Below are 19,235 nucleotides of genomic sequence, written 5' to 3'. Positions count from 1 at the left end.
GGTGAAGGGGCTCAGTGCCCGCCCTTCATACGGCGTGCCACCAGGTAGATCAGCAACCCCGCCAAGGCGGTTGCAGCACCGATGTAACCGGTGCTGGTCCAGCCCAGGCCGGCGCTGATGGCCATGCCGCCCAGCCAGGGGCCCAGGGCGTTGGCCAGGTTGAAGGCGGCATGGTTGGAAGCGGCCGCCAGGCTTGGCGCTTCATGGGCGATGTCCATCAGGCGGATCTGCAGCGGCGCGGCCAGGGCGATCATGGTGCCGACCAGGCCGATCCCCAACAGCACCGACCACAGCGTCTGGGCGGCGAAGCTGAAGAACAGCAGCACCGCCGCCGACCACACCAGCACGATGCCCACGGCGCGGAACTGCAGGCGGTCGAACAGCTTGCCGCCGGCAATGTTGCCGATGATACCGCCAGCGCCGAACGCGGCCAGGCCGAAGGGGATCCATTCCGGCGCCACCTGGGTAACCTGCAGCATGGTCGGTGCCAGGTAGCTGAATACGCAGAACATGCCGGCAAAGCCGATCGCGGCAATGCCCAAGGCCATCCATACCTGCGGCAGGGTAAAGGCTTGCAGTTCCTTGCGCGGGTCGCTGCGGGGTTCATCGTCGGGCTGCGGCACGTATCGCCAGACCAGGGCGATGGTGCACAGGGCGATGGTACCGACCAGGATGAACGCCGAACGCCAGCCGAACCACTGGCCGAGGAAGGTTGCCACCGGGTTGCCCAGCAGCATCGCCAGGGTCAGGCCCATCATCACCCGCGCCACGGCGCCGGCGCGCTGGTTGTTCGGCACCATGCTCGACGCCACCACGGCGGCGATGCCGAAGTAGGCGCCGTGGGGCAGGCCGCTGATGAAGCGGAAGGCCACCATGCTGGTGAACGACGGGGCAAAGGCGGTGGCCAGGTTGCCGATGGCATACAGCGCCATCAGCCACAGCAGCATGTGCTTGCGCAGCAGCTTGGCACCGAGGATGGCCAGGGTCGGGGCGCCGACCACCACACCCAGCGCGTAGGCGCTGATGGCATGGCCAACTTGCGGCTCGCTCAGTTGCAAGTTGCTGGCGATATCGGGCATCAGGCCCATGATGGCGAATTCGCCAGTGCCGATGGCGAAGCTGCCCAGCGCCATGGCAGCTTCCATCTTGCCGACGTTGGCCTTGGTCGTGGCGAGCGGCGGTAACTCCTGAACAGACATTGCGGTCCCTTATGAAACATGCTGAAACGTTTAATGAGGGATCATATCATTTGGGGCGGCGCAGGGGGTTGGGTGATGGATTTGCAGCGCCTGGGGATCGAGCGCCGCACGCGCGGCGCATCGCGGATAAATCCGCTCCTACACACAGGCACCCCGTCACTCGGCCATGTGCAACTCCGGCAGCTTCACCCGAAAGGCCTTGGTCAGGCCGAACAGGCAAAGGAACCCCACGCCCATCCAGCTCAAGCCTATGGCGAAGGACATGCTCGACAGGCTGGTCCACAGCCAGATCGTGCTGAGGAAGCCGAGCGCCGGAATCGCACCATACAGCAGGCCATTGCGCACTCCACGCAACTGTTGGTCCACCAGGTAGTGCTTGACCACCGCCAGGTTCACCGCCGAAAAGGCGAACAGGGCACCGAAGCTGATCATGTTGGCCACGGTGTCCAAGGTGATGAACAGCGCCACCAGCGACAGCAGGCTGACCAGCAGGATTGCCGTCGCCGGCACGCGCTTCCTGGTCACCAGCTGGCCAAACATCCGCGGTAGCGCGCCATCGCGGCCCATGGCGAACAGCACCCGCGACACGCTGGCCTGGGACACCATGGCCGAGGCGAAGCAGCCCGCTACATAGGTCGCGGTGAAGGCCGTCACCAGGTATTCGCCGCCGACCCGGCGCATCACGTCTACCGACGCCGAATCCGGGTCGGCGAAGCTGGCCCAGTCGGGGAACACCATCTGCGCGAAGTACGACACCACCAGGAACAGCAGGCCACCGATCAGCGACACCGCCAGGATCGCCTGCGGGATGCGCCGGGTCGGGTTGCTGGTTTCCTCGGCCATGGTCGACACCGCATCGAAGCCGAGGAACGACAGGCACAGCACCGCCGCGCCGGTCATGACCAGTGGCACGCTGAAACCTTCATGATGGAACGGCGCCAGCAGCGACACCGGCGCAGCCTGGCTATCCATGTGGCGTATCGACAGCGCGACGAACACCACGATGAACACCAGCTGAGCCACCACCAGGACCCAGTTGACCCGGGTGATCGACTCGATGCCGATCAGGTTGAGGAAGGTCACCAGGGCGATCGACCCGGCCACCCACACCCAGGCATGGATGGCGGGGAAGTACTCGGACATGTAGATGCCGATCAACAGGTAGCTGAGCAGCGGCAGGAAGATGTAGTCGAGCAGCAAGGTCCAGCCGGCGATAAAGCCGAAATGGCTGCCGAACGCCTTGCGTGTGTAGGTGTAGACGGAACCGGAGTAGGGATGGGCCTGGACCATGCGGCCGTAACTGTAGGCCGTCAGCAGCATGGCGGCGAGGGTGAGGAGGTAGGCGATGGGCAGGTGGCCCTTGGTCATCTGGGTGACCAGGCCATAGGTGGTGAAGACGGCAAGCGGGACCATGTAGGCGAGGCCGAACAGGACCAGCGCGGTCATGCCCATGGACTTTCTGAAGCGGCCTGAAGGGTTGCTGGCTGACGCAGGCTGAGGGTGATGGGGCTGGGCTGTAGTTGTTGTTGTATGCATGGCTGACTCCTGAAATGGGATGCAGGAAGCTGCAGTAGGCGAGCGGGCTCGCTACTGGTAAGGGCGTTGGGGTGGGGCTGGAATGGCGCGGCTCGAATGCTCCCACACTCGATGAGGCCTCGAAATCACCCTTTGGGGGGAGCATTGCGCGCCGGTCGCGTAAACCCTGGCGCCCGTCGCTGGCGAGCATTTTCCTCTGCAAGGGGCAACAAAAAGCTGGTTTCGCCGGGCCTGTGGCTGGGCCAAGAATGTTGGCCAGACCCATAACAATCGGACCGCAGGGACGGTCGTCAGGAGTGTGTATGTACGATCTCGGATACTGGCAACAGCGCGCGGCAGGCCTGAGCCTGCCAGACAAGGCCTCGATCGGCGGCCGCCAGTTGGGGGCCGCCAGCGGTGCAACGTTCGACGCCATCAACCCTGCGACCCGTCAGCTGCTCGCCCGTGTCGCTGCCTGTGACCAGGCCGACGTCGACCTCGCCGTCAGCACGGCGCGCAAGGCGTTCGAGCAAGGGCCCTGGCCGCGCATGGCGCCCGTCGAGCGCAAGAAGGTACTGCTGCGCCTGGCCGAGCTGATCATGGCCCATCGCGAGGAACTGGCGCTGCTGGACTCGCTGAACATGGGCAAGCCGGTCATGGATGCCTACAACATCGACGTGCCCGGTTCGGCCCATGTCTTTGCCTGGTATGGCGAGGCGCTCGACAAGCTCTACGACCAGGTTGCACCGACCGCCGCCAATGCCCTGGCCACCATCACCCGCGAAGCGCTGGGTGTGGTAGCCGCGGTGGTGCCGTGGAACTTCCCGCTCGACATGGCCGCCTGGAAACTCGCCCCGGCGCTGGCAGCCGGCAACAGTGTGGTGCTCAAGCCCGCCGAGCAATCGCCGTTTTCCGCCTTGCGCCTGGCCGAGCTGGCGCTGCAGGCCGGCCTGCCGGAAGGCGTGCTCAACGTGGTCCCGGGCCTTGGCGAAACGGCAGGGCGTGCACTGGGCCTGCACCCGGACGTCGATTGCCTGGTGTTCACCGGGTCCACCCAGGTCGGCAAGTACTTCATGCAGTACTCGGCCCAGTCCAACCTCAAGCAGGTGTGGCTGGAGTGTGGCGGCAAGAGCCCGAACCTGGTGTTCGCCGACTGCCAGGACCTGGACCTGGCCGCCGAGAAGGCTGCCTTTGGCATCTTTTTCAACCAGGGCGAGGTGTGCTCGGCCAACTCGCGGCTGTATGTGCAGCGCTCGATCCATGACGCGTTCATCGAACGCCTGCAGGCCAAGGCCCGCCACTGGCAACCAGGCAACCCGCTGGACCCGGCCAGCCGTGCGGGTGCCATTGTCGACGCCGAGCAGGCCACGCGCATTGCCCGGGCCATCGGCCAGGCCCATGAGGAAGGTGCGCGGCTGGTCTGTGGCGGGCAACGCCTGACCATCGGCACCTCGGACAACTTTATCGAGCCGACCATCTTCGCCGGCGTCGACAAGCGCATGAGCCTGGCCCGGGACGAGGTGTTCGGCCCGGTGCTGGCGGTCAGTGCGTTCGATACCGAGGACGAGGCGATTGGCCTGGCCAATGACAGCCTCTACGGCCTGGCGGCGTCGGTGTGGAGCGATGACCTGAATCGCGCGCACCGGGTTGCCCGTGCGCTCAAGGCCGGTACGGTGTCGGTGAACACCGTCGATGCACTGGACGTGACCGTGCCGTTTGGCGGTGGCAAGCAGTCCGGGTTTGGCCGCGACCTGTCGCTGCATTCGTTCGACAAGTACTCGCAGCTGAAGACCACCTGGTATCAGTTGCGCGGGTGATACAAGCAGGTACACGCCGGGTGCACCGTGTACCCGGCCGGGTGGATTGCGGCATCATGGCAGCTCGGCCATTCACGTATCCAGGAGACAACGATGATCAAGCCCGGCGAGCAACTGCCAGACATCACCCTGTACGAATACAACAACAGCGAGGGCGCCTGCCCGATCGGACCGAATGCGTTCCCGGTGCGTGAGCGCTGCAAGCAGAAGAAGGTGGTGATCTTCGGTTTGCCCGGCGCCTTCACGCCCACCTGTTCCGAGCGCCACGTACCCGGTTACGTCGCCGCAGCGCCGGAGCTGTTCGCGGCCGGTGTTGACGAGATTCTCTGCGTCTCGGTGAATGACGCCTTCGTCATGAATGCCTGGGGCAACAGCCTGCAGGTGGGTGAGGCGGTGAAGATGATCGGCGACGGCAATGGCGAGTTCAGCGAGGCGCTGGGGCTGATCCAGGACCTCTCGGCCCGTGGCCTGGGGCGGCGTTCGCAGCGCTATGCCATGGTGGTTGACGATGGCGTGGTCAAGCACATTGCGGTGGAGGCGCCCGGCAAGTTCGAGGTCAGCGATGCGGCGAGCCTGCTGGCCGTGGTGCGCTGATGGCTGCCTGAGCCAAATAGGCCTTGCCGGGTGATACTCGTGTTCGGAGTGCAAATGGGCTCTGATCCGCTGCTCTCTCAGGATGAAGGCCTTTTGATATCATTGAAAGTTCCTTAGAATGCAGGCCGCCTTTCGCTCGAAGGGTGCCCTGTCATGTTCAAGGAAGTCGAAATGCAATGTGTAAAAGTCATAGGCCTGGCCCTCGCCCTGAGCCTCGGTGGTTGCGCCAGTTTCACCAAGGACGAGGTGGCACCCGTCGACCTGCCGTCGATGGCCAGCTATGCCAACAAACCCAATGTCTACGTGGACTTCGACTTTTTCCAGGGTGACCCGGAAGGCGCCAAGGCCAGCGAAATGCCGCAAGCCCGTGACATGCTCAAGCCGGAACTCAAACGCGCTTTCAACGAGTCGGGCTTGTTCGGACGTGTGACCTTCGATGAATTCGAAAAGCAGCCAGGCGACTACAGCCTGCGTCTGAAGGTTTACAACCATGCGCCGAGTGGCGGGCAGATGGTGCTGTCCTTTATCAGTGGCCTGACCTTGACCGTCATTCCCGCCATGGCCACCGACCAGTACACCATGAGCCTGGAGACCTTGGATGAGCAGGGCGCATTGCTCACCAAGAACCAGAATCACGACGCCATCAATACCTGGATGGGTATCTGGTTCCTGCCGCTGGTGGGCAATACACCGAAGGCGGCGGTCACCGACACCTTCAATCGCCAGGTCAATGCATTGCTGAAGACCTGGGTGGAAAACAACCGCCTGAAATATTCGGCCGCCGACACACGCATTCCGCGCGTGTGAGCCCAAACAGAAAGAGCCGCAATCGCGGCTCTTTTTTTGCTTACTTCAATGCCTGTACAAATTGCGGATCGCTGTACAGCGACTTGAGCAAGGCCTGCAGCATCGGGTTGTAGTTGTTGGCCGCTGTCGGGATCGCAATCGGCCCGAAGAAGCTGCTGTCCCAGTCACGGGTCACGTCCTTGGTCGACTCGTAGAGCACCTGGTCGCCCTGGCGCAGGGTGAACCGCGCCGCAAGCTCGCCATGCCCGTTGGCCACGCCGGAGTTGAGCTGGCTCTTCACCAGTTGCACTTGCAGCTGTCGATCGGCCTTGGGATCGAGCAGGCCGGCATGGCGAAGCTCATCATTGATGGCCGCCTGAATGTGCAGCGGAATGTTGCCTGCGGGTGAAGAAATCGGATTCAGGCGCACCATCAGCGAGCCTTGCCCGGCGTCGGCCTGCACTTGCGCTTCGCGCACCGCTTGCAGGGGGGAGTTCTGCTTCAACTGCTGAACGTTCTGGTAGTTGGCTTCGTAGCGGGCCATTGTCACACCGCAGCCTTGCAGCAGCAGGACGAGTGGGGCAACCAGGTAAAGCTTGTTCACGGCGGATCCTTGCGTGTCATTAAAAGAGCGCGATTATCGATAAGTGGCACCGTGCCATCAAGCGCTTGATATGTACGCAGGCCTGAACGCTCCGATGAGCACGGGTCGGATGCCGGTGCCCCGTGCTCCTCATTAGACCCGTGCCTGGAAAGGAGGGGGGGCAACAGTTGACGTACAGTACGGCAGAACGTCTCAACGCTACCCGGACGGCTGCAATTGCCATTGCGGGTTCGACAACCGCTCGACGAAAAACTCGGCCAGGGCCTGGACCTTGCGCGGCCGGGTGCGCGCGGACGGGGTCACGAAGTACAACCCTCCCTGGGTCATCCGCCATTCGGGCAGAAGGTGCACAAGGCGGCCGTCGGCCAGGTACTCGGCGGCCATGAATTCCGGTAGCTCGGCAATCGCCATGCCTGCCAGCAGGGGGGCGATCAGGGCATCCGCATTGGTCACCCGCAGCGGCCCACGGGGCGTCACGTCCTGCTCGCTGCCGTTGTCGTGGTTGAAGCGCCACACCTGGCTTCGGGCGCGGTAGGCATAGCTCATGCAGGCATGGCCAGCCAGTTCGCGCGGGTGCGTGAGCTGACCGTGGCGAGCAAGGTACGACGGCGCGGCCAACAGGTACTGGCTGACCGAACAGATACGCCGCGCCACCAGCGACGAGTCGGGCAGGGCGGCGATGCGCAAGGCGGCATCGAAGCCATTGGCGACCAGGTCGACGGTTGAATCGGACAGATGCAGGTCGATTTCCAGTTCAGGGTAGTGCGCCAGCAGCTCGGGCAGCAGCGGCGCAACCCAACGCAAGCCGAAGGACATCGGCACTGCCAGGCGCACCAGCCCGCGTGGCTGCAGCGACAGCGCCTGGGCCTCGCTTTCCATTGCTTCAGCCTGGCGATACAGCGCGCTGGCTTGCTCGACCATGCGCTGGCCGAATTCCGTCAGTGAGAGCTGGCGCGAGGTACGGTTGAACAGGCGCGCACCCAGCCGTTCCTCGAGGCGTGCTATGGCACGCGAAACGGTGGGTACCGAAACGCCCATGGCGCGTGAGGCGGCGGCGTAGGAACCTTCTTCGGCCACTTTGGCGAACATCGCCAGGCCTTCGAAATCCGGAATTCTTGGCATTTCATTTCTGCAATGATGGCTTTCAAAGGATTCTATTTTGAAAAGACCTGCAGGTCGATACGCTTCTCCTACAGCAACTCACCACCTCAACGGGAGAAACACCATGAGCAAGAAACTCGAAGGCAAGATCGCACTGGTCACCGGCGGCACCACCGGCATCGGCCTGGCCACGGCAAAACGCTTTGCAGAGGAGGGTGCCCATGTCTACATCACCGGGCGTCGCCAGGCGGAGCTGGACAAGGCTGTGGCGCAGGTGGGCAATGCCACCGGTATTGCGGTCGACTCCACCCGGCTGGAGCAACTGGACGAACTCTACGCCCGCATCGCTCAGGAAAAGGGGCGCCTGGATGTGCTGTTCGCCAACGCTGGCGGTGGTTCCATGCTGCCCTTGGGTGACATTACCGAAGCCCACTATGACGATACCTTTGACCGTAACGTGAAGGGTGTGCTGTTCACCGTGCAGAAGGCGTTGCCGCTGCTGGCGCGGAACGCGTCGATCATCCTGACTGGCTCCACGGCCGGCAGCTCCGGCACGGCGGCATTCAGCGTGTATTCGGCTTCCAAGGCGGCCGTTCGGGCCTTTGCCCGTAGCTGGATCCTTGACCTGAAGGATCGTGCGGTCCGGGTCAACACCCTCAGCCCGGGCGCAACGCGTACGCCTGGCTTGGTCGACCTCGCCGGGCCGGATGCCGCGCAACAGCAGGGCCTGCTCGATTACCTGGCAGCGCAGGTGCCGCTGGGCCGCGTAGGGGAACCGGTCGAAATCGCCAATGCTGCGGTGTTCCTGGCCAGCGATGATGCCAGCTTCGTCAACGGCGCCGAGCTGTTCGTGGACGGTGGCCAGGCGCAGATCTGAGCCTCATCGAGGCGAAACACGGGCGGAGTACACCTGTACTCCTGCCTGAAAACCGCCATCAGGCTGACAAGCGAGACCGTGGCTGGCTTTCAGTGCATCATGACCATCCTTATCCAGACCAGCTGCCCACCGTACCGAAGAATGAAACGTCCGCTATTTGTTGCGCTAGATGGCCCGAAGGGCACCGGCAAGACCACACTGCTGGAGGCCATTACCCAAGCCCTGCGGGAAGACAAGCGCAAGGTGGTGCGCCTTTGCGAGAAGAAGAGCGACCCCTTCCGGGGTGCAACCATGGCGCTGGTTAACCAGCTGGCGAGAAACCCCAGCAAGGACCTGGAGCTGGAGGTCTGTGCACGCCTGGCCGACAGCCGTGCGTGGATTTCCCGACACGTGCTGCCCAGGCAACCTGCGGACAGCATCATCCTGATCGATCGCTGGTACCCCTCCGATGCCGCGTTTCGCCGCACAGTCCCGTTTGCCGAGATTCTGCACATGAACAGGGCGCGCAGTGTGCAGGTGCCAGACCTGCATGTCGGGGTTGTCACCTCACCGGATACGTCGTGGGCGAGGGCGGCGGCACGCACCCGTGGGCTGGGCAGCACGGTGATCCACAAACTCGATGAACAGATCGCCTGTACCGACGCGTTCGAGCGGGCGGTGGCGGAGCATGGCTGGATGCTGTGCCGCAACGAAGGCACGATCGCGCAGGCGACCAGCCAGGTGGTTGCCGAGATCCAGCGCGTGCTGGGCACGCGGCGTCCTTGAGATTCTTCCTCGTTGCAAAAAAAGTTGTACCTGGCGCCACGCCTGCCTGAGCCTTGGAACAGCAATTGCTGTAGCCCGGTGAAACACCACAAAGTGGGTGATACGGCAATGCTCCTCGAAGCCCGCTGCTGCCTGTTTCCGGTCGCCATCTTCATGCCTCTGCGCCATGGCCCGCGCCGCCTTGGCTTGGGTGTGCAGTACCCATTGTTGGGGCAATGTGCGTTGGCTAGCCCCGGCGGGCAAGGCGGTACAGGGGCCATAGCCAGCACCTCAGGCAGCGCGAGTCGGCAGGAGCTTTACGCCAGCTAATATCGCTATGGCCGGCATCTGAATCCTGTATTAGGCCTGGCTGTGCACGGCTGTTTAGCATCGTCGATGTCTTCCTGTCGACGAGAACAACAACGTGAACCTTGGAAAGATCATCACCCGCAGTGCCCACTACTGGCCGGACCACATCGCCGTGGCCGACAGTCAGAACCGTGTGACCTACGCCCAGCTGGAACGCCGCAGCAACCGCCTGGCCTCAGGGCTGGCTAGGTTGGGCGTGAGCGTGGGCGAGCATGTGGCGATCCTCGCCGCCAACCGCGTGGAGCTGGTCGAAGCGGAAGTCGCGCTGTACAAGGCGGCGATGGTCAAGGTGCCGATCAATGCGCGGCTGTCCGTGGACGAAGTGGTCCGGGTACTGGAAGACTCCTGCAGCGTCGCGGTGATCACCGACGCCCGCTTTGCCCAGGCCTTGGCAACGCGGCGCGAGCAGTTGCCGCTGCTGCGCCAGGTCATCGTGCTGGAGGGTGAGGGCGGCGACCTGGGCTATGCCGCGCTGCTTGAGCGCGGCAGCGAAGCAGCGCTGCACCTGGACCCGGCCGACGACGCCCTGGCCGTGCTGCACTACACCTCCGGCAGTTCGGGCGTGCTCAAGGCCGCCATGCTGTCGTTCGGCAACCGCAAGGCGCTGGTGCGCAAGAGCATTGCCAGCCCCACGCGGCGCTCCGCGCCGGGCGACGTCATGGCCCACGTCGGGCCGATCACCCATGCCAGCGGCATGCAGATCATGCCGCTGCTGGCGGTGGGTGCCTGCAACCTGTTGCTGGACCGCTACGACGATCGCCTGTTGCTCGAGACCATCCAGCGTGAACGGGTGACGCGGTTGTTCCTGGTCCCGGCGATGATCAACCGGCTGGTCAATTATCCGGGCGTCGAGCGCTTCGACCTGTCCAGCTTGAAGCTGGTCATGTACGGCGCCGCACCCATGGCGCCGTCGTTGGTGAAAAAAGCCATCGAACTGTTCGGGCCGATCCTCGCACAAGGTTATGGCGCCGGCGAGACATGCTCGCTGGTGACGGTGCTGACCGAGCAGGACCACTTGGTGGAGGATGGCGACTATCAGCGCCTGGCCTCCTGCGGGCGTTGCTATTTCGAGACCGACCTGCGGGTGGTCAACGAGGCGTTCGAGGATGTGCTGCCCGGCGAGGTCGGTGAAATCGTGGTCAAGGGGCCCGACGTCATGCAGGGCTACTGGCGCGCGCCGGAGCTCACCGCCGAAGTCATGCGTGACGGCTACTACCTCACCGGCGACCTGGCGACGGTCGATGCCCAGGGCTACGTGTTCATCGTCGACCGCAAGAAGGAAATGATCATTTCCGGTGGCTTCAACGTGTACCCCAGCGAAGTCGAGCAGGTGATCCATGGCTTCCCCGAAGTGTTCGAGGTGGCGGTGGTCGGCGTGCCCGACGCACAGTGGGGCGAAGCGGTGCGTGCGGTGGTGGTGCTCAAGCCAGGGGCGCAGCTGGAGGCCGCCGAACTCATCGAGCGGTGCGGGCGTGCGCTGGCCGGTTTCAAGAAGCCGCGCGGCGTCGATTTTGTCAGCGAACTGCCGAAAAACCCCAATGGCAAGGTGGTGCGCCGCCTGGTCCGGGACACCTACTGGCAACACAGCGAACGTCGTATCTGACCAGGGAGCATCAAGATGTATCAACCAAGTGCAAAGGCTGCACAGATCATTGAAGCGATCGAGGGTTTTGTCCGCGACCAGGTTCGCCCGCTGGAAAGCCAGGCGCAGCTGAGCTGGGCGCGCCCGCATCCGCAGGCGGTGCTGCAGGAGGTGTGGAAGCGCTCCAGCGAGCAAGGCTTGTACACCATCATGCTGCCGGAAAGCATGGGCGGGGCCGGCCTCAACGTGGCCGACCTGTGCGCGGTCAAGGAGGCAACGGTGCTCACCGGCTCCATGCTCGCGCCGCATGTACTGGGTGAGCTGTCCGGGCCGCCGCGGGTCGGCCATCTGTTCAAGGTGGCCAGCCCCTTCCAGGTCGAGACCTTTCTGAAACCGGTGTGCCGTGCCGAAAAAGCCGTGTGCTTTGCACTGACCGAAGCCGAGGCTGGCTCGGATGCGACCGCCATTGCCACGCAGGCCCGCCGTGACGGTGACCACTATGTCTTGAGCGGCAGCAAGCGGTACATCTCCGGCGCCACTTACGCCGACCTCGCGGTGTTGCTGGCGGTGACCGGGCCAGGGCAGGGCGCGCAAGGGATCTCGGCGTTCTTCGTCGACCTCAAGGCGCCGGGGGTGCGAATCGAAAGTGACTATGCGGTGATGTCCGGTGGCGGTGCCCACGCTGACATCGTGCTCGATCAGGTGCGGGTGCCGGCGGCCAACCTGATCGGTGAACCCGGGCAGGGCTTCAAACTGGCGATGGGGCGCATAACCCTCAACCGCCTGCTGCATTGCCCGACACTGCTGGGTATGGCCGGGCTGGCCCTGAACCTGTCGATCGAACATGCGCGCAGCCGCAAGCAGTTTGGGCAACCGATCGCCATGTTCCAGGCGGTCAACCACATGATCGCCGACATGGCCACCGAACTGCACGCGGCGCGCAGCATGGTGTACGCCACGGCACAGGTGAATGACGCCGGCGGCGATATCCGCACCCAGGCGCCGATGTGCAAGCTGTTCGTGTCCGAGGCCGCCTTCCGCATCGCCGACAAGGCGGTGCAGGTGCATGGCGGCGCCGGGTTGATGCAGGGCCACCCGGTGGAATGGATTTTCCGTGCCACGCGGATGATGCGTATCCTCACCGGCACCAGCGAGATCCAGCGCAACACCATCGCCAAAGGCGTGCTGATGCCTGCCTGAGCCATGGGCCGCCGCTGCGGCGGCCCTTTTGGCAACCCCCAGAACAATAACAAGAGTACTCGCCATGACTGCGCATTCTTCCCTGCCCAACCCCCGAACTGCCTGGCTGGTGGCCGCGCTGCTGGCGCTGCTGATGCTGGTCAACTTTCTCGACAAAGTGGTGATCGGCCTGGTGGCGGTGCCGATGAGCGCCGAGCTGGGCCTCACGGCCACCGAGTTCGGCCTGATCGGCGGCGCCCTGCACTGGTTCTTTGCCCTCTCCGCCGTGGTCGGTGGCTTCATGGCCAACCGCCGCCCCAGCCGCACCTTGCTGCTGGGCATGGGCCTGTTCTGGGCGCTGATTCAGTTACCGATGCTGTTCGCCACCTCACTGTGGGCCATCGTTGCCTGCCGCGTACTGCTGGGTATCGGTGAGGGGCCGGCCTCGCCGGTCGCCACCCATGCGCTGTACAAGTGGTTCCCCAACGACCGGCGCAACCTGCCGGTGGCGCTGTTGCACGCTGGCAGTGCCATGGGGCTGCTGGTCGCCGGGGCGATGATCCCCTGGGTCAGCCTGCACTACGGCTGGCGGACCAATTTCATCATCCTTGCGCTGATCGGCCTGGTCTGGTGCCTGCTCTGGTGGCGGCTCGGTCAGGAGGGTACCCTCGAACGCCTGCGCGCCAGCCAGCACCCGGCCGAAGCCGCACCAGTCCCTTATCGCAGACTGTTGAGCGACCTCAGTGTGTTGGGCAATTACCTGTGCCACTTCGCCGCCAACTGGTCGTTGGCCCTGACCCTGACCTGGGTACCCAGTTACCTGCAGGTGGGCCTGGGTATCGACCCGCTGCAGACCGGCCGCATCTTCGTCATGTTCGTGGTCGTGACCACGCCGCTGAGCTTGCTGCTGGCCTGGTTGTCCCAGCGCCTGATGCGTCGTGGCCACCCTTCGCGGGTAGCACGCGGCGTGTTCGTTTCGGTGTGCCTGATACTGGGCGGGCTGTTGTCGGCTTCGCTGATACTGCCCGGGCTGAGCACCGCGGTGCGGGTTGCGGCGCTGACCTTCAGTGGGGGGCTGGCCTTGGTCATGTATTCGGTTGGCCCGGCGATGCTTGCCGAGTTCACCCCGGCAGCCCAGCGCGGTGGCATTCTCGCCATGGGCAACGGCATCGCCTCGCTGGCCGGCTTGGCTGCGCCGGTGGTGACCGGCTTGCTGGTGCAGGGCGCGGGGGCCGAACACCCGGCGGGCTATGCCCAAGGCTTCGTGGTATGCGGCGCAGTGTTGCTGGTGGCCGGGTTGGTCGGCCTGGCGACCTTGAACCCCCAGCGCACCCTGTTGCGCTTGCGTGAGGCGGATGCCGTTGCCAGCCGGGCGCGTGCTCAGACCGCCAGCTGAACACCCAGCACCGACTCGAGCGGCTCGGCCTCCCTGCCGATCAGTTCGCCCCGCCAACGGCCGCTGTTGACCAGGTCGATGAGCACGCTGCGGACCAGGTCGCGCAGGCAGCCGGCGGCGAACGACAAGGGCTTGTGCCGTGAGTGTGCCAAGGCGATGGTACGGCTGATACGCGGCTCGACGATACGCCGTGCTGCCGTGGGTTCGAGCAGTTCGCTCAGGGGCGGCCAGTTGCTGATGGTCGCCGCCAGGCCGGCGCGTACCAGGCTGGCGATACCGGGTGCCGATTGCTGTTCGTAGGCTGCGCTCAGGGGCACGCCGGCTTCCATGGCGGCTTGCTCGATGCGCCGGCGCAAGTGCAGTGCCCGCGGCGGCAGCACCAGGCGGGTAGCGGTGGCTTCGGCCAGGGTGATGGTGTCGGGTGCGCCCGGCGCTGATGCACCCACCCAGTACAGCGCCTCGGTGAAGATCGGCTCGGCCTCGACATGGTCGAGCTCCTCGGCGTTGGGCACCACGCCAAAGTCCACCTTGCCCAGTTCGATGGCCTGGCCGCCTTCGCGGCTGAGGCCGTCCCACACCGTCAGGGACACCCCCGGGAAGCGCTGTTCGGCACGCCTGACGATTTCCGGCAGCAGCAGGTCGGCGGCCGTGGCCGGGATGGAAATGGCCACCTGGCCCTTGGGGTCGCCGCGGCTGGATTTCAGCTCGTCCTTCACCGAATCGAGCTTCTGCACCACCTGGCGGGCGACTTCGTAGAGCTGGCGCCCGGCATCGGTCAGGGCAATGCCGTCGTGCTGGCGGTCGAGCAGCTGCATTTCCAGTTCACTTTCAAGCAGGCTGATCTGTCGGCTCAGCGCCGGCTGGGCAATGTAGGCGCGGCGCGAGGCCGACGAGAAGCTGCCAGCTTCGACAATGGCGATCAGGTAGCGGAGCTGTTTCAGGGTCATTGCAGCGGTTCCAAGGTATGCCGAACTGATATGGCACGTATCCGAACACGTTATTTGTGGGGTTCGAAGCGCGGCTCCTAGTATCACCCCGAAAGGGCGGGCCAGGGCAAGCCTGGCCGCGACAACACAAAAAAAAGAGGCAAACCCGATGAAACCTGCCGACCTGCTGCGCTGCATCCTGCTCATCAACGCCAGCTTCCTGGCCCTGCACGTCGGGGCTGCGCCGCTGCGTGCCGACCTGACGCCGGTGGGGGCCGAACGCGGGGCCAGCAGCGACGGCCGCATTCCGGCCTGGAGCGGCGGCCTGCAAGCAGGGCAGGTGTCGCTGGCGGTCAATGGCACGCCGCTGGACCCCTATGCCGATGAGCAGCCGCTGTATGTGATCACCGCGAGCAACTACACCCAGTACCGGGATCAGCTGACGGCGGGGCAGGTGGCCTTGCTCAAGCGCTACCCGCAGTCGTTTCGCCTGCCGGTGTACCCCTCGCACCGCAGTGTCGCGGTGCCGTCCCAAGTGGGTGAGTGGGCCCGGCACAATGCCCTGAATGCTCGTCTGGTCAACGATGGCAATGGCGTACAGGGGTTTTCTGGCGTGCTGGCCTTTCCCCGGCCAGACAATGGCTTGCAGGTGTTGTGGAATCACCTTACCCGGCCACGCAACGGCAGTTACAGCCTGGCCTCGGACAGCATTACCCCGCGTGGCGATGGCCGCTACGCCACGATCAGCCTGCAGCAGACTTTCGCCCGCCCCGACGTGCTGCAGGATGGCCAGGCGGGCAATGTGCTGTATTACCTGAGCTACCGTATGACCGCGCCGTCGCGCCTGGCCGGTGATGCCGTGGTATTGCACGAAACCCTCGACCAGGTGGCGCAGCCACGCCTGTCGTGGCTGTACAGCAGCAGCCAGCGGCGGGTGCGTCGTGCCCCGGCACTGGCCTATGACAGCATCACCCCGGGCACGGCCGGCCTGCGCACTGCCGACAGCCGCGACATGTTCAATGGCGCGCCGGACCTGTACCAGTGGACGCTGGTGGGCAAGAAGGCCCTGCACGTGCCGTACAACAGCTATCGCCTGGCATCGCCGCTGCTCGGTTATGCGGCGTTGATCGGCCCGGGCCACGTCAACCCGCAACCCACGCGCTACGAGCTGCATCGGGTGTGGGAAGTGGTGGGTACGCTCAAGCCTGGGGCCAGGCATATCTATGCCAGCCGGCGCTATTACCTGGACGAGGACAGCTGGGCCATCGTCGAGGCGGATTTCTTCGATCACCAGGGCAGGTTGTGGCGCACGGCGCAGGCCCACAGCTACTACCATGTCACCGGGCAGGCGCTGGTCAATGCCATGGAGGCGATCTACGACCTGCGCACTGGCCGCTACCAGCTGTCGGGCCTGACCAACGAACAGCCAAGGCCCTACACCTTCGATGTGCGCACCAGCGCGTCTTACTTCTCACCCGGCGCACTGCGCAGCCAAGGGCTGCGCTGACACCACGTTGCCGAGCGCGTGAGCGGCCACAGGCGGATCAGGGCGTCACGATATTGAAGCGCCCATCCGCTTCGTCCAACCCAGCCATGAAGCGCATGAATTTCACCCGCTCGCCACTGATGTCGATATCGCCCATGGTCGCTTCCTTGAGAAAGCCGGTCTGCTTCAGGGCGATACGGTCCAGGGTAGCCTTGCTCATGCTCACCTCGACATCGGCCTGCCCATGGCGGGTGAGGTCGCGGTGAGTAAGCACGCCGTTGCGCAGGGTCAAGGCGTAGTCTTGGTTGAGGTCGGTGAAATGCCAGTTGATGGTCAGGTCCTGCGCGGCGGCTTTGGCGGCATCCACGCGTACCCCCAGGTAGTCGAAGAACAGCGTCGGGGTCAGGGCGCGCACCAGGTCGTCGGCGCTGCCGCCCTTGCTGGCGGCTGCTGCGACACCGTTGCGTAGCTCTTGTGCGCCGGTCAGGTAGGCGTTGCGCCAGGTGGCATTCTCGCTCTGGTAGCCCAGTTGCTCCAGGGCGTCGGCCTGCAGCTCGCGCGCCGCGCGGTTGTCGGGCTCGGCGAACGCCAGGTGGCGGGTGAGCTCCGCCACCCAGCGGTAGTCGCCCGCGTCATAGGCCTCACGGCCCAGGGCCAGCACCCGCTCGGCACCGCCCAGGGCCTTGACGTAGCGGGCACCGGCGTCGCTCGGCGGCAGCGGGTTGAGGGTCGCCGGGTTGCCGTCATAGAAGCCCATGTAGCGCTGATACACCGCCCGCACGTTGTGGCTGAGCGAGCCATAGTAGTCGCGGCTGTACCATTTGCTCGCCAGCCGTGGCGGCAAGCTGGTCAGTTCTGCGGCAATCTCGGTGGGGCCAAGGCCACGGTTGATCAGGCGCAAGGTCTGGCTGTCGATGAACGCGTACATGTCGCGTTGATCGGCCAGGTATTCGCGGATCGCGGCGCCACCCCAGGTCGGCCAGTGGTGCTGTGCGAACACCACCTCGGCCTGCTCGCCATAGCGCAACAGCGACTGGTCCAGGTAGTGCGCCCACACCTTGGCATCGCGCACCTGGGCGCCGCGCAAGGTCAGCACGTTGTGCTGCACGTGGGAGGCGTTCTCGGCCATGCACAGGGCCTTGAACTGGGGCAACCACAGGTTCATCTCGGCGGGCGCTTCGGTACCCGGGGTGAGCTGGAATTCGATATCGACCCCGTCGATGCGCAGGGTCTCGAAAGGCTGCTCGATCAGCCGGGTCGGGGCAATCAGGCTGACCGTCGCGTTGGCCGGTACACCCTTGCCCAGCCCGGCATCCACTTGGCCGCGTGGCCCGCGTGGCAGCGGTGCGCCATACATGTACTGGGCGCGGCGCTTCATGGCAGGCCCAGCCAGGACGTTTTCGCTGACGGCATGTTCGAAGAACCCCTGCGGGGCGATGACCTGCACCTCGCCGGCCTTGACCTGCGCCTCGTCGATCACCCCGCGCACACCGCCGAAGTGGTCGACGTGCGGGTGGGTGTAGATCACCGCGACCACTGGCCGTTGCGGGCGATGGCGGAAGTACATGGCCAGCCCGGCCCTGGCGGTTTCCACCGACAGCAGCGGGTCCATCACGATCAGGCCATGCTCGCCTTCGATCAGGGTCATGTTGGCCAGGTCCAGGCCACGCACCTGGTAGATGCGGTCGGTGACCTTGAACAGACCGGCAATGCTGTTGAGCTGGGCGATGCGCCACAGGCTGGGGTTAACGGTGGCCGGCGCCTCGCCGTTGAGGAAGGCGTAGCGCTGCAGGTCCCAGACGGGCTTGCCATCGGCATTGACCACGGGCTGATCGACGGCCTCGATCAGGCCCCGGCGGGCATTGTCGAAGTCGCTGCGGTCGGCAAAGGGCAAGCGCTGCAGCCATTGCTGATTGCTCTGGCGGGTGAGTTCGGTGGCGTCCTTGGCCGGCCCCTCGGCCAGCGCCGCTAAGGGCAGGGCCAGGGCCAGCAGGCAGGGCAGTGATCGTAGGCGCATGGGCGGGGTCCTTGTGGTTGCGAGGGCGATCACTCTAAGGACAGAGCTTGCCGACCAACCAATACCACTCTTGCATGGCTAGCCATGCCGCGATGCGATGGCTCAGCCGGCGCCAACCTCCATGATGCGCGCCACCAGCCAGGCCAGCGCCGGGTCGTGCTGGCGATGGGCAAGGTACACCAGCTCCAGCTGGAACGGCTGCAGGGCAAAGGGCAGGTCGAATACCTGCAAGGGCAGCAGCCGGGCGAAATGCCGCGCCAGGGCGGTGGGCAGCACCACGCAAAGGTCGGAGCTTGCGGCCAGGTGCGCCGCTTGCAGGTAGTTGGGCGTGGTGTAGGCGATGCGCCGGGCCAGGCCCTGTTCGGCCAGCCATTGATCGACCATGCCACGGGTCTGGCCTCCGTGCACCCACAGGTGGCGCAGCGCCAGGAAGGCCTGCAGATCGAGCGCGCCGTCCACCTCGGGGTGCCCTTGGCGCACGGCCACGTGCAGGGTTTCGCTGCGCCAGTGGCGCCGCTCGTAACGGGCGGGCACCTCATCGAAGCGCCCCAGCACCAGGTCGAGCTCGCCACGGTCGAGGGCTTCGGCCGGCAGGCTGGGGGCCAGGTGCTGCACGTCCACGCGCAAATGGGGCGCCTGGGTTTGCAAGGTGGCCAGCAGGCCGGGCATGCACAGCTGCTCGGCAAAGTCGGTGAGGGCGATACGCAACTGCCGGTGGCTGAGCCGCGGATCGAAGCTGTCACCGGCGCCGAGGGTCTGCTCGATCTGTTGCAGGGCCGCACGGATCGGGCCTTCAAGGGCCAAGGCCCGTGGAGTGGGGCGCATGTGCCGGCCGACGCGCACCAGCAGGGGGTCGCCCAGCAGGTCGCGCAGGCGCGCCAGGGCATTGCTCACGGTTGGCTGGGTCAGGGCCAGGCGCTCGGCAGCACGGGATACGTTCTGTTCACGCAGCAGCATGTCCAGCACGCGCAACAGGTTGAGATCGAAGTTGGCGATATTCATGCGAAAAATACATGGGATGGAGAATGACAATTTCAAAAATA

General features: G+C 64.9%; 16 protein-coding genes. 9 read left to right on the top strand and 7 right to left on the bottom strand.

The annotated features are described in order from the left end of the window. Positions 1-11: 11 nt before the first annotated feature. On the bottom strand, positions 12-1,199 hold the full coding sequence (locus tag L6D64_RS14925) for an MFS transporter (RefSeq protein WP_176507229.1): 1,188 nt from the start codon (positions 1,197-1,199) through the stop codon (positions 12-14). Between the two features lie 156 nt (positions 1,200-1,355). Continuing rightward, a complete protein-coding gene (locus tag L6D64_RS14920) occupies positions 1,356-2,735 on the bottom strand; it encodes an APC family permease (RefSeq protein ID WP_176507228.1) in 1,380 nt (459 codons plus the stop codon). Between the two features lie 302 nt (positions 2,736-3,037). Between L6D64_RS14920 and L6D64_RS14915 the strand changes: the two genes are divergently transcribed. From L6D64_RS14915 to L6D64_RS14905, 3 genes are all read left to right on the top strand, one after another. Then, positions 3,038-4,531: an aldehyde dehydrogenase gene (locus L6D64_RS14915; protein ID WP_176507227.1), complete on the top strand. Its 1,494-nt coding sequence runs from the start codon at positions 3,038-3,040 to the stop codon at positions 4,529-4,531. 93 nt (positions 4,532-4,624) lie between these two features. After that, a complete protein-coding gene (locus tag L6D64_RS14910) occupies positions 4,625-5,125 on the top strand; it encodes a peroxiredoxin (protein ID WP_176507226.1) in 501 nt (166 codons plus the stop codon). Positions 5,126-5,296: 171 nt separating this feature from the next. Further along, complete coding sequence (locus L6D64_RS14905; RefSeq protein WP_176507225.1) at positions 5,297-5,932, top strand: hypothetical protein; 636 nt, start codon at positions 5,297-5,299, stop codon at positions 5,930-5,932. 40 nt (positions 5,933-5,972) lie between these two features. Here the strand turns inward: L6D64_RS14905 and L6D64_RS14900 are convergent, their stop codons facing one another. Beyond that, positions 5,973-6,515, bottom strand: a complete 543-nt coding sequence (locus L6D64_RS14900) for a hypothetical protein (RefSeq protein ID WP_176507224.1) — start codon at positions 6,513-6,515, stop codon at positions 5,973-5,975. A 198-nt stretch (positions 6,516-6,713) separates the two neighbouring features. Next, positions 6,714-7,637: a LysR family transcriptional regulator gene (locus L6D64_RS14895; RefSeq protein WP_176507223.1), complete on the bottom strand. Its 924-nt coding sequence runs from the start codon at positions 7,635-7,637 to the stop codon at positions 6,714-6,716. A gap of 103 nt (positions 7,638-7,740) precedes the next feature. On the opposite strand from L6D64_RS14895, the gene L6D64_RS14890 reads away from it, so the two are divergent. The 5 genes from L6D64_RS14890 to L6D64_RS14870 all read left to right on the top strand — a co-directional run bounded on the left by L6D64_RS14890 (position 7,741) and on the right by L6D64_RS14870 (position 13,763). Further along, entirely contained in the window at positions 7,741-8,493 is a 753-nt protein-coding gene (locus L6D64_RS14890) for an SDR family NAD(P)-dependent oxidoreductase (RefSeq protein WP_176507222.1), read from the top strand. A gap of 141 nt (positions 8,494-8,634) precedes the next feature. After that, complete coding sequence (locus tag L6D64_RS14885) at positions 8,635-9,258, top strand: dTMP kinase (RefSeq protein ID WP_176507221.1); 624 nt, start codon at positions 8,635-8,637, stop codon at positions 9,256-9,258. A gap of 403 nt (positions 9,259-9,661) precedes the next feature. Beyond that, positions 9,662-11,209, top strand: coding sequence for an AMP-binding protein (locus L6D64_RS14880; RefSeq protein ID WP_176507220.1), 1,548 nt, complete (start codon positions 9,662-9,664; stop codon positions 11,207-11,209). Positions 11,210-11,224: 15 nt separating this feature from the next. Next, the gene (locus tag L6D64_RS14875; protein ID WP_176507219.1) at positions 11,225-12,388 is read left to right on the top strand and encodes an acyl-CoA dehydrogenase family protein; all 1,164 of its coding nucleotides are present in this window, start codon (positions 11,225-11,227) and stop codon (positions 12,386-12,388) included. A 64-nt stretch (positions 12,389-12,452) separates the two neighbouring features. Continuing rightward, the gene (locus L6D64_RS14870; RefSeq protein WP_176507218.1) at positions 12,453-13,763 is read left to right on the top strand and encodes an MFS transporter; all 1,311 of its coding nucleotides are present in this window, start codon (positions 12,453-12,455) and stop codon (positions 13,761-13,763) included. Here L6D64_RS14870 and L6D64_RS14865 read toward each other — a convergent pair. Beyond that, positions 13,748-14,710: a LysR family transcriptional regulator gene (locus tag L6D64_RS14865; protein ID WP_099814091.1), complete on the bottom strand. Its 963-nt coding sequence runs from the start codon at positions 14,708-14,710 to the stop codon at positions 13,748-13,750. The genes L6D64_RS14870 and L6D64_RS14865 overlap by 16 nt on opposite strands. Positions 14,711-14,858: 148 nt before the next feature. Here L6D64_RS14865 and L6D64_RS14860 point away from each other — a divergent pair, with 148 nt between their 5' ends. Then, the gene (locus tag L6D64_RS14860; RefSeq protein WP_176507217.1) at positions 14,859-16,196 is read left to right on the top strand and encodes a DUF1329 domain-containing protein; all 1,338 of its coding nucleotides are present in this window, start codon (positions 14,859-14,861) and stop codon (positions 16,194-16,196) included. A 37-nt stretch (positions 16,197-16,233) separates the two neighbouring features. Here L6D64_RS14860 and L6D64_RS14855 read toward each other — a convergent pair whose 3' ends face one another. Beyond that, positions 16,234-18,192 carry an alkyl/aryl-sulfatase gene (locus L6D64_RS14855; RefSeq protein WP_176507216.1) on the bottom strand — a complete coding sequence of 653 codons (1,959 nt, stop codon included), beginning with the start codon at positions 18,190-18,192 and terminating at the stop codon, positions 16,234-16,236. A gap of 102 nt (positions 18,193-18,294) precedes the next feature. Beyond that, on the bottom strand, positions 18,295-19,194 hold the full coding sequence (locus tag L6D64_RS14850) for a LysR family transcriptional regulator (RefSeq protein WP_176507215.1): 900 nt from the start codon (positions 19,192-19,194) through the stop codon (positions 18,295-18,297). Positions 19,195-19,235 lie beyond the last annotated feature (41 nt).

This window comes from Pseudomonas urethralis, from assembly GCF_021602465.1.
Taxonomy (GTDB): domain Bacteria; phylum Pseudomonadota; class Gammaproteobacteria; order Pseudomonadales; family Pseudomonadaceae; genus Aquipseudomonas; species Aquipseudomonas vlassakiae.
Note: the sequence above shows the minus strand (reverse complement) of the source record. Positions and strands in the feature narration are given on the sequence as shown.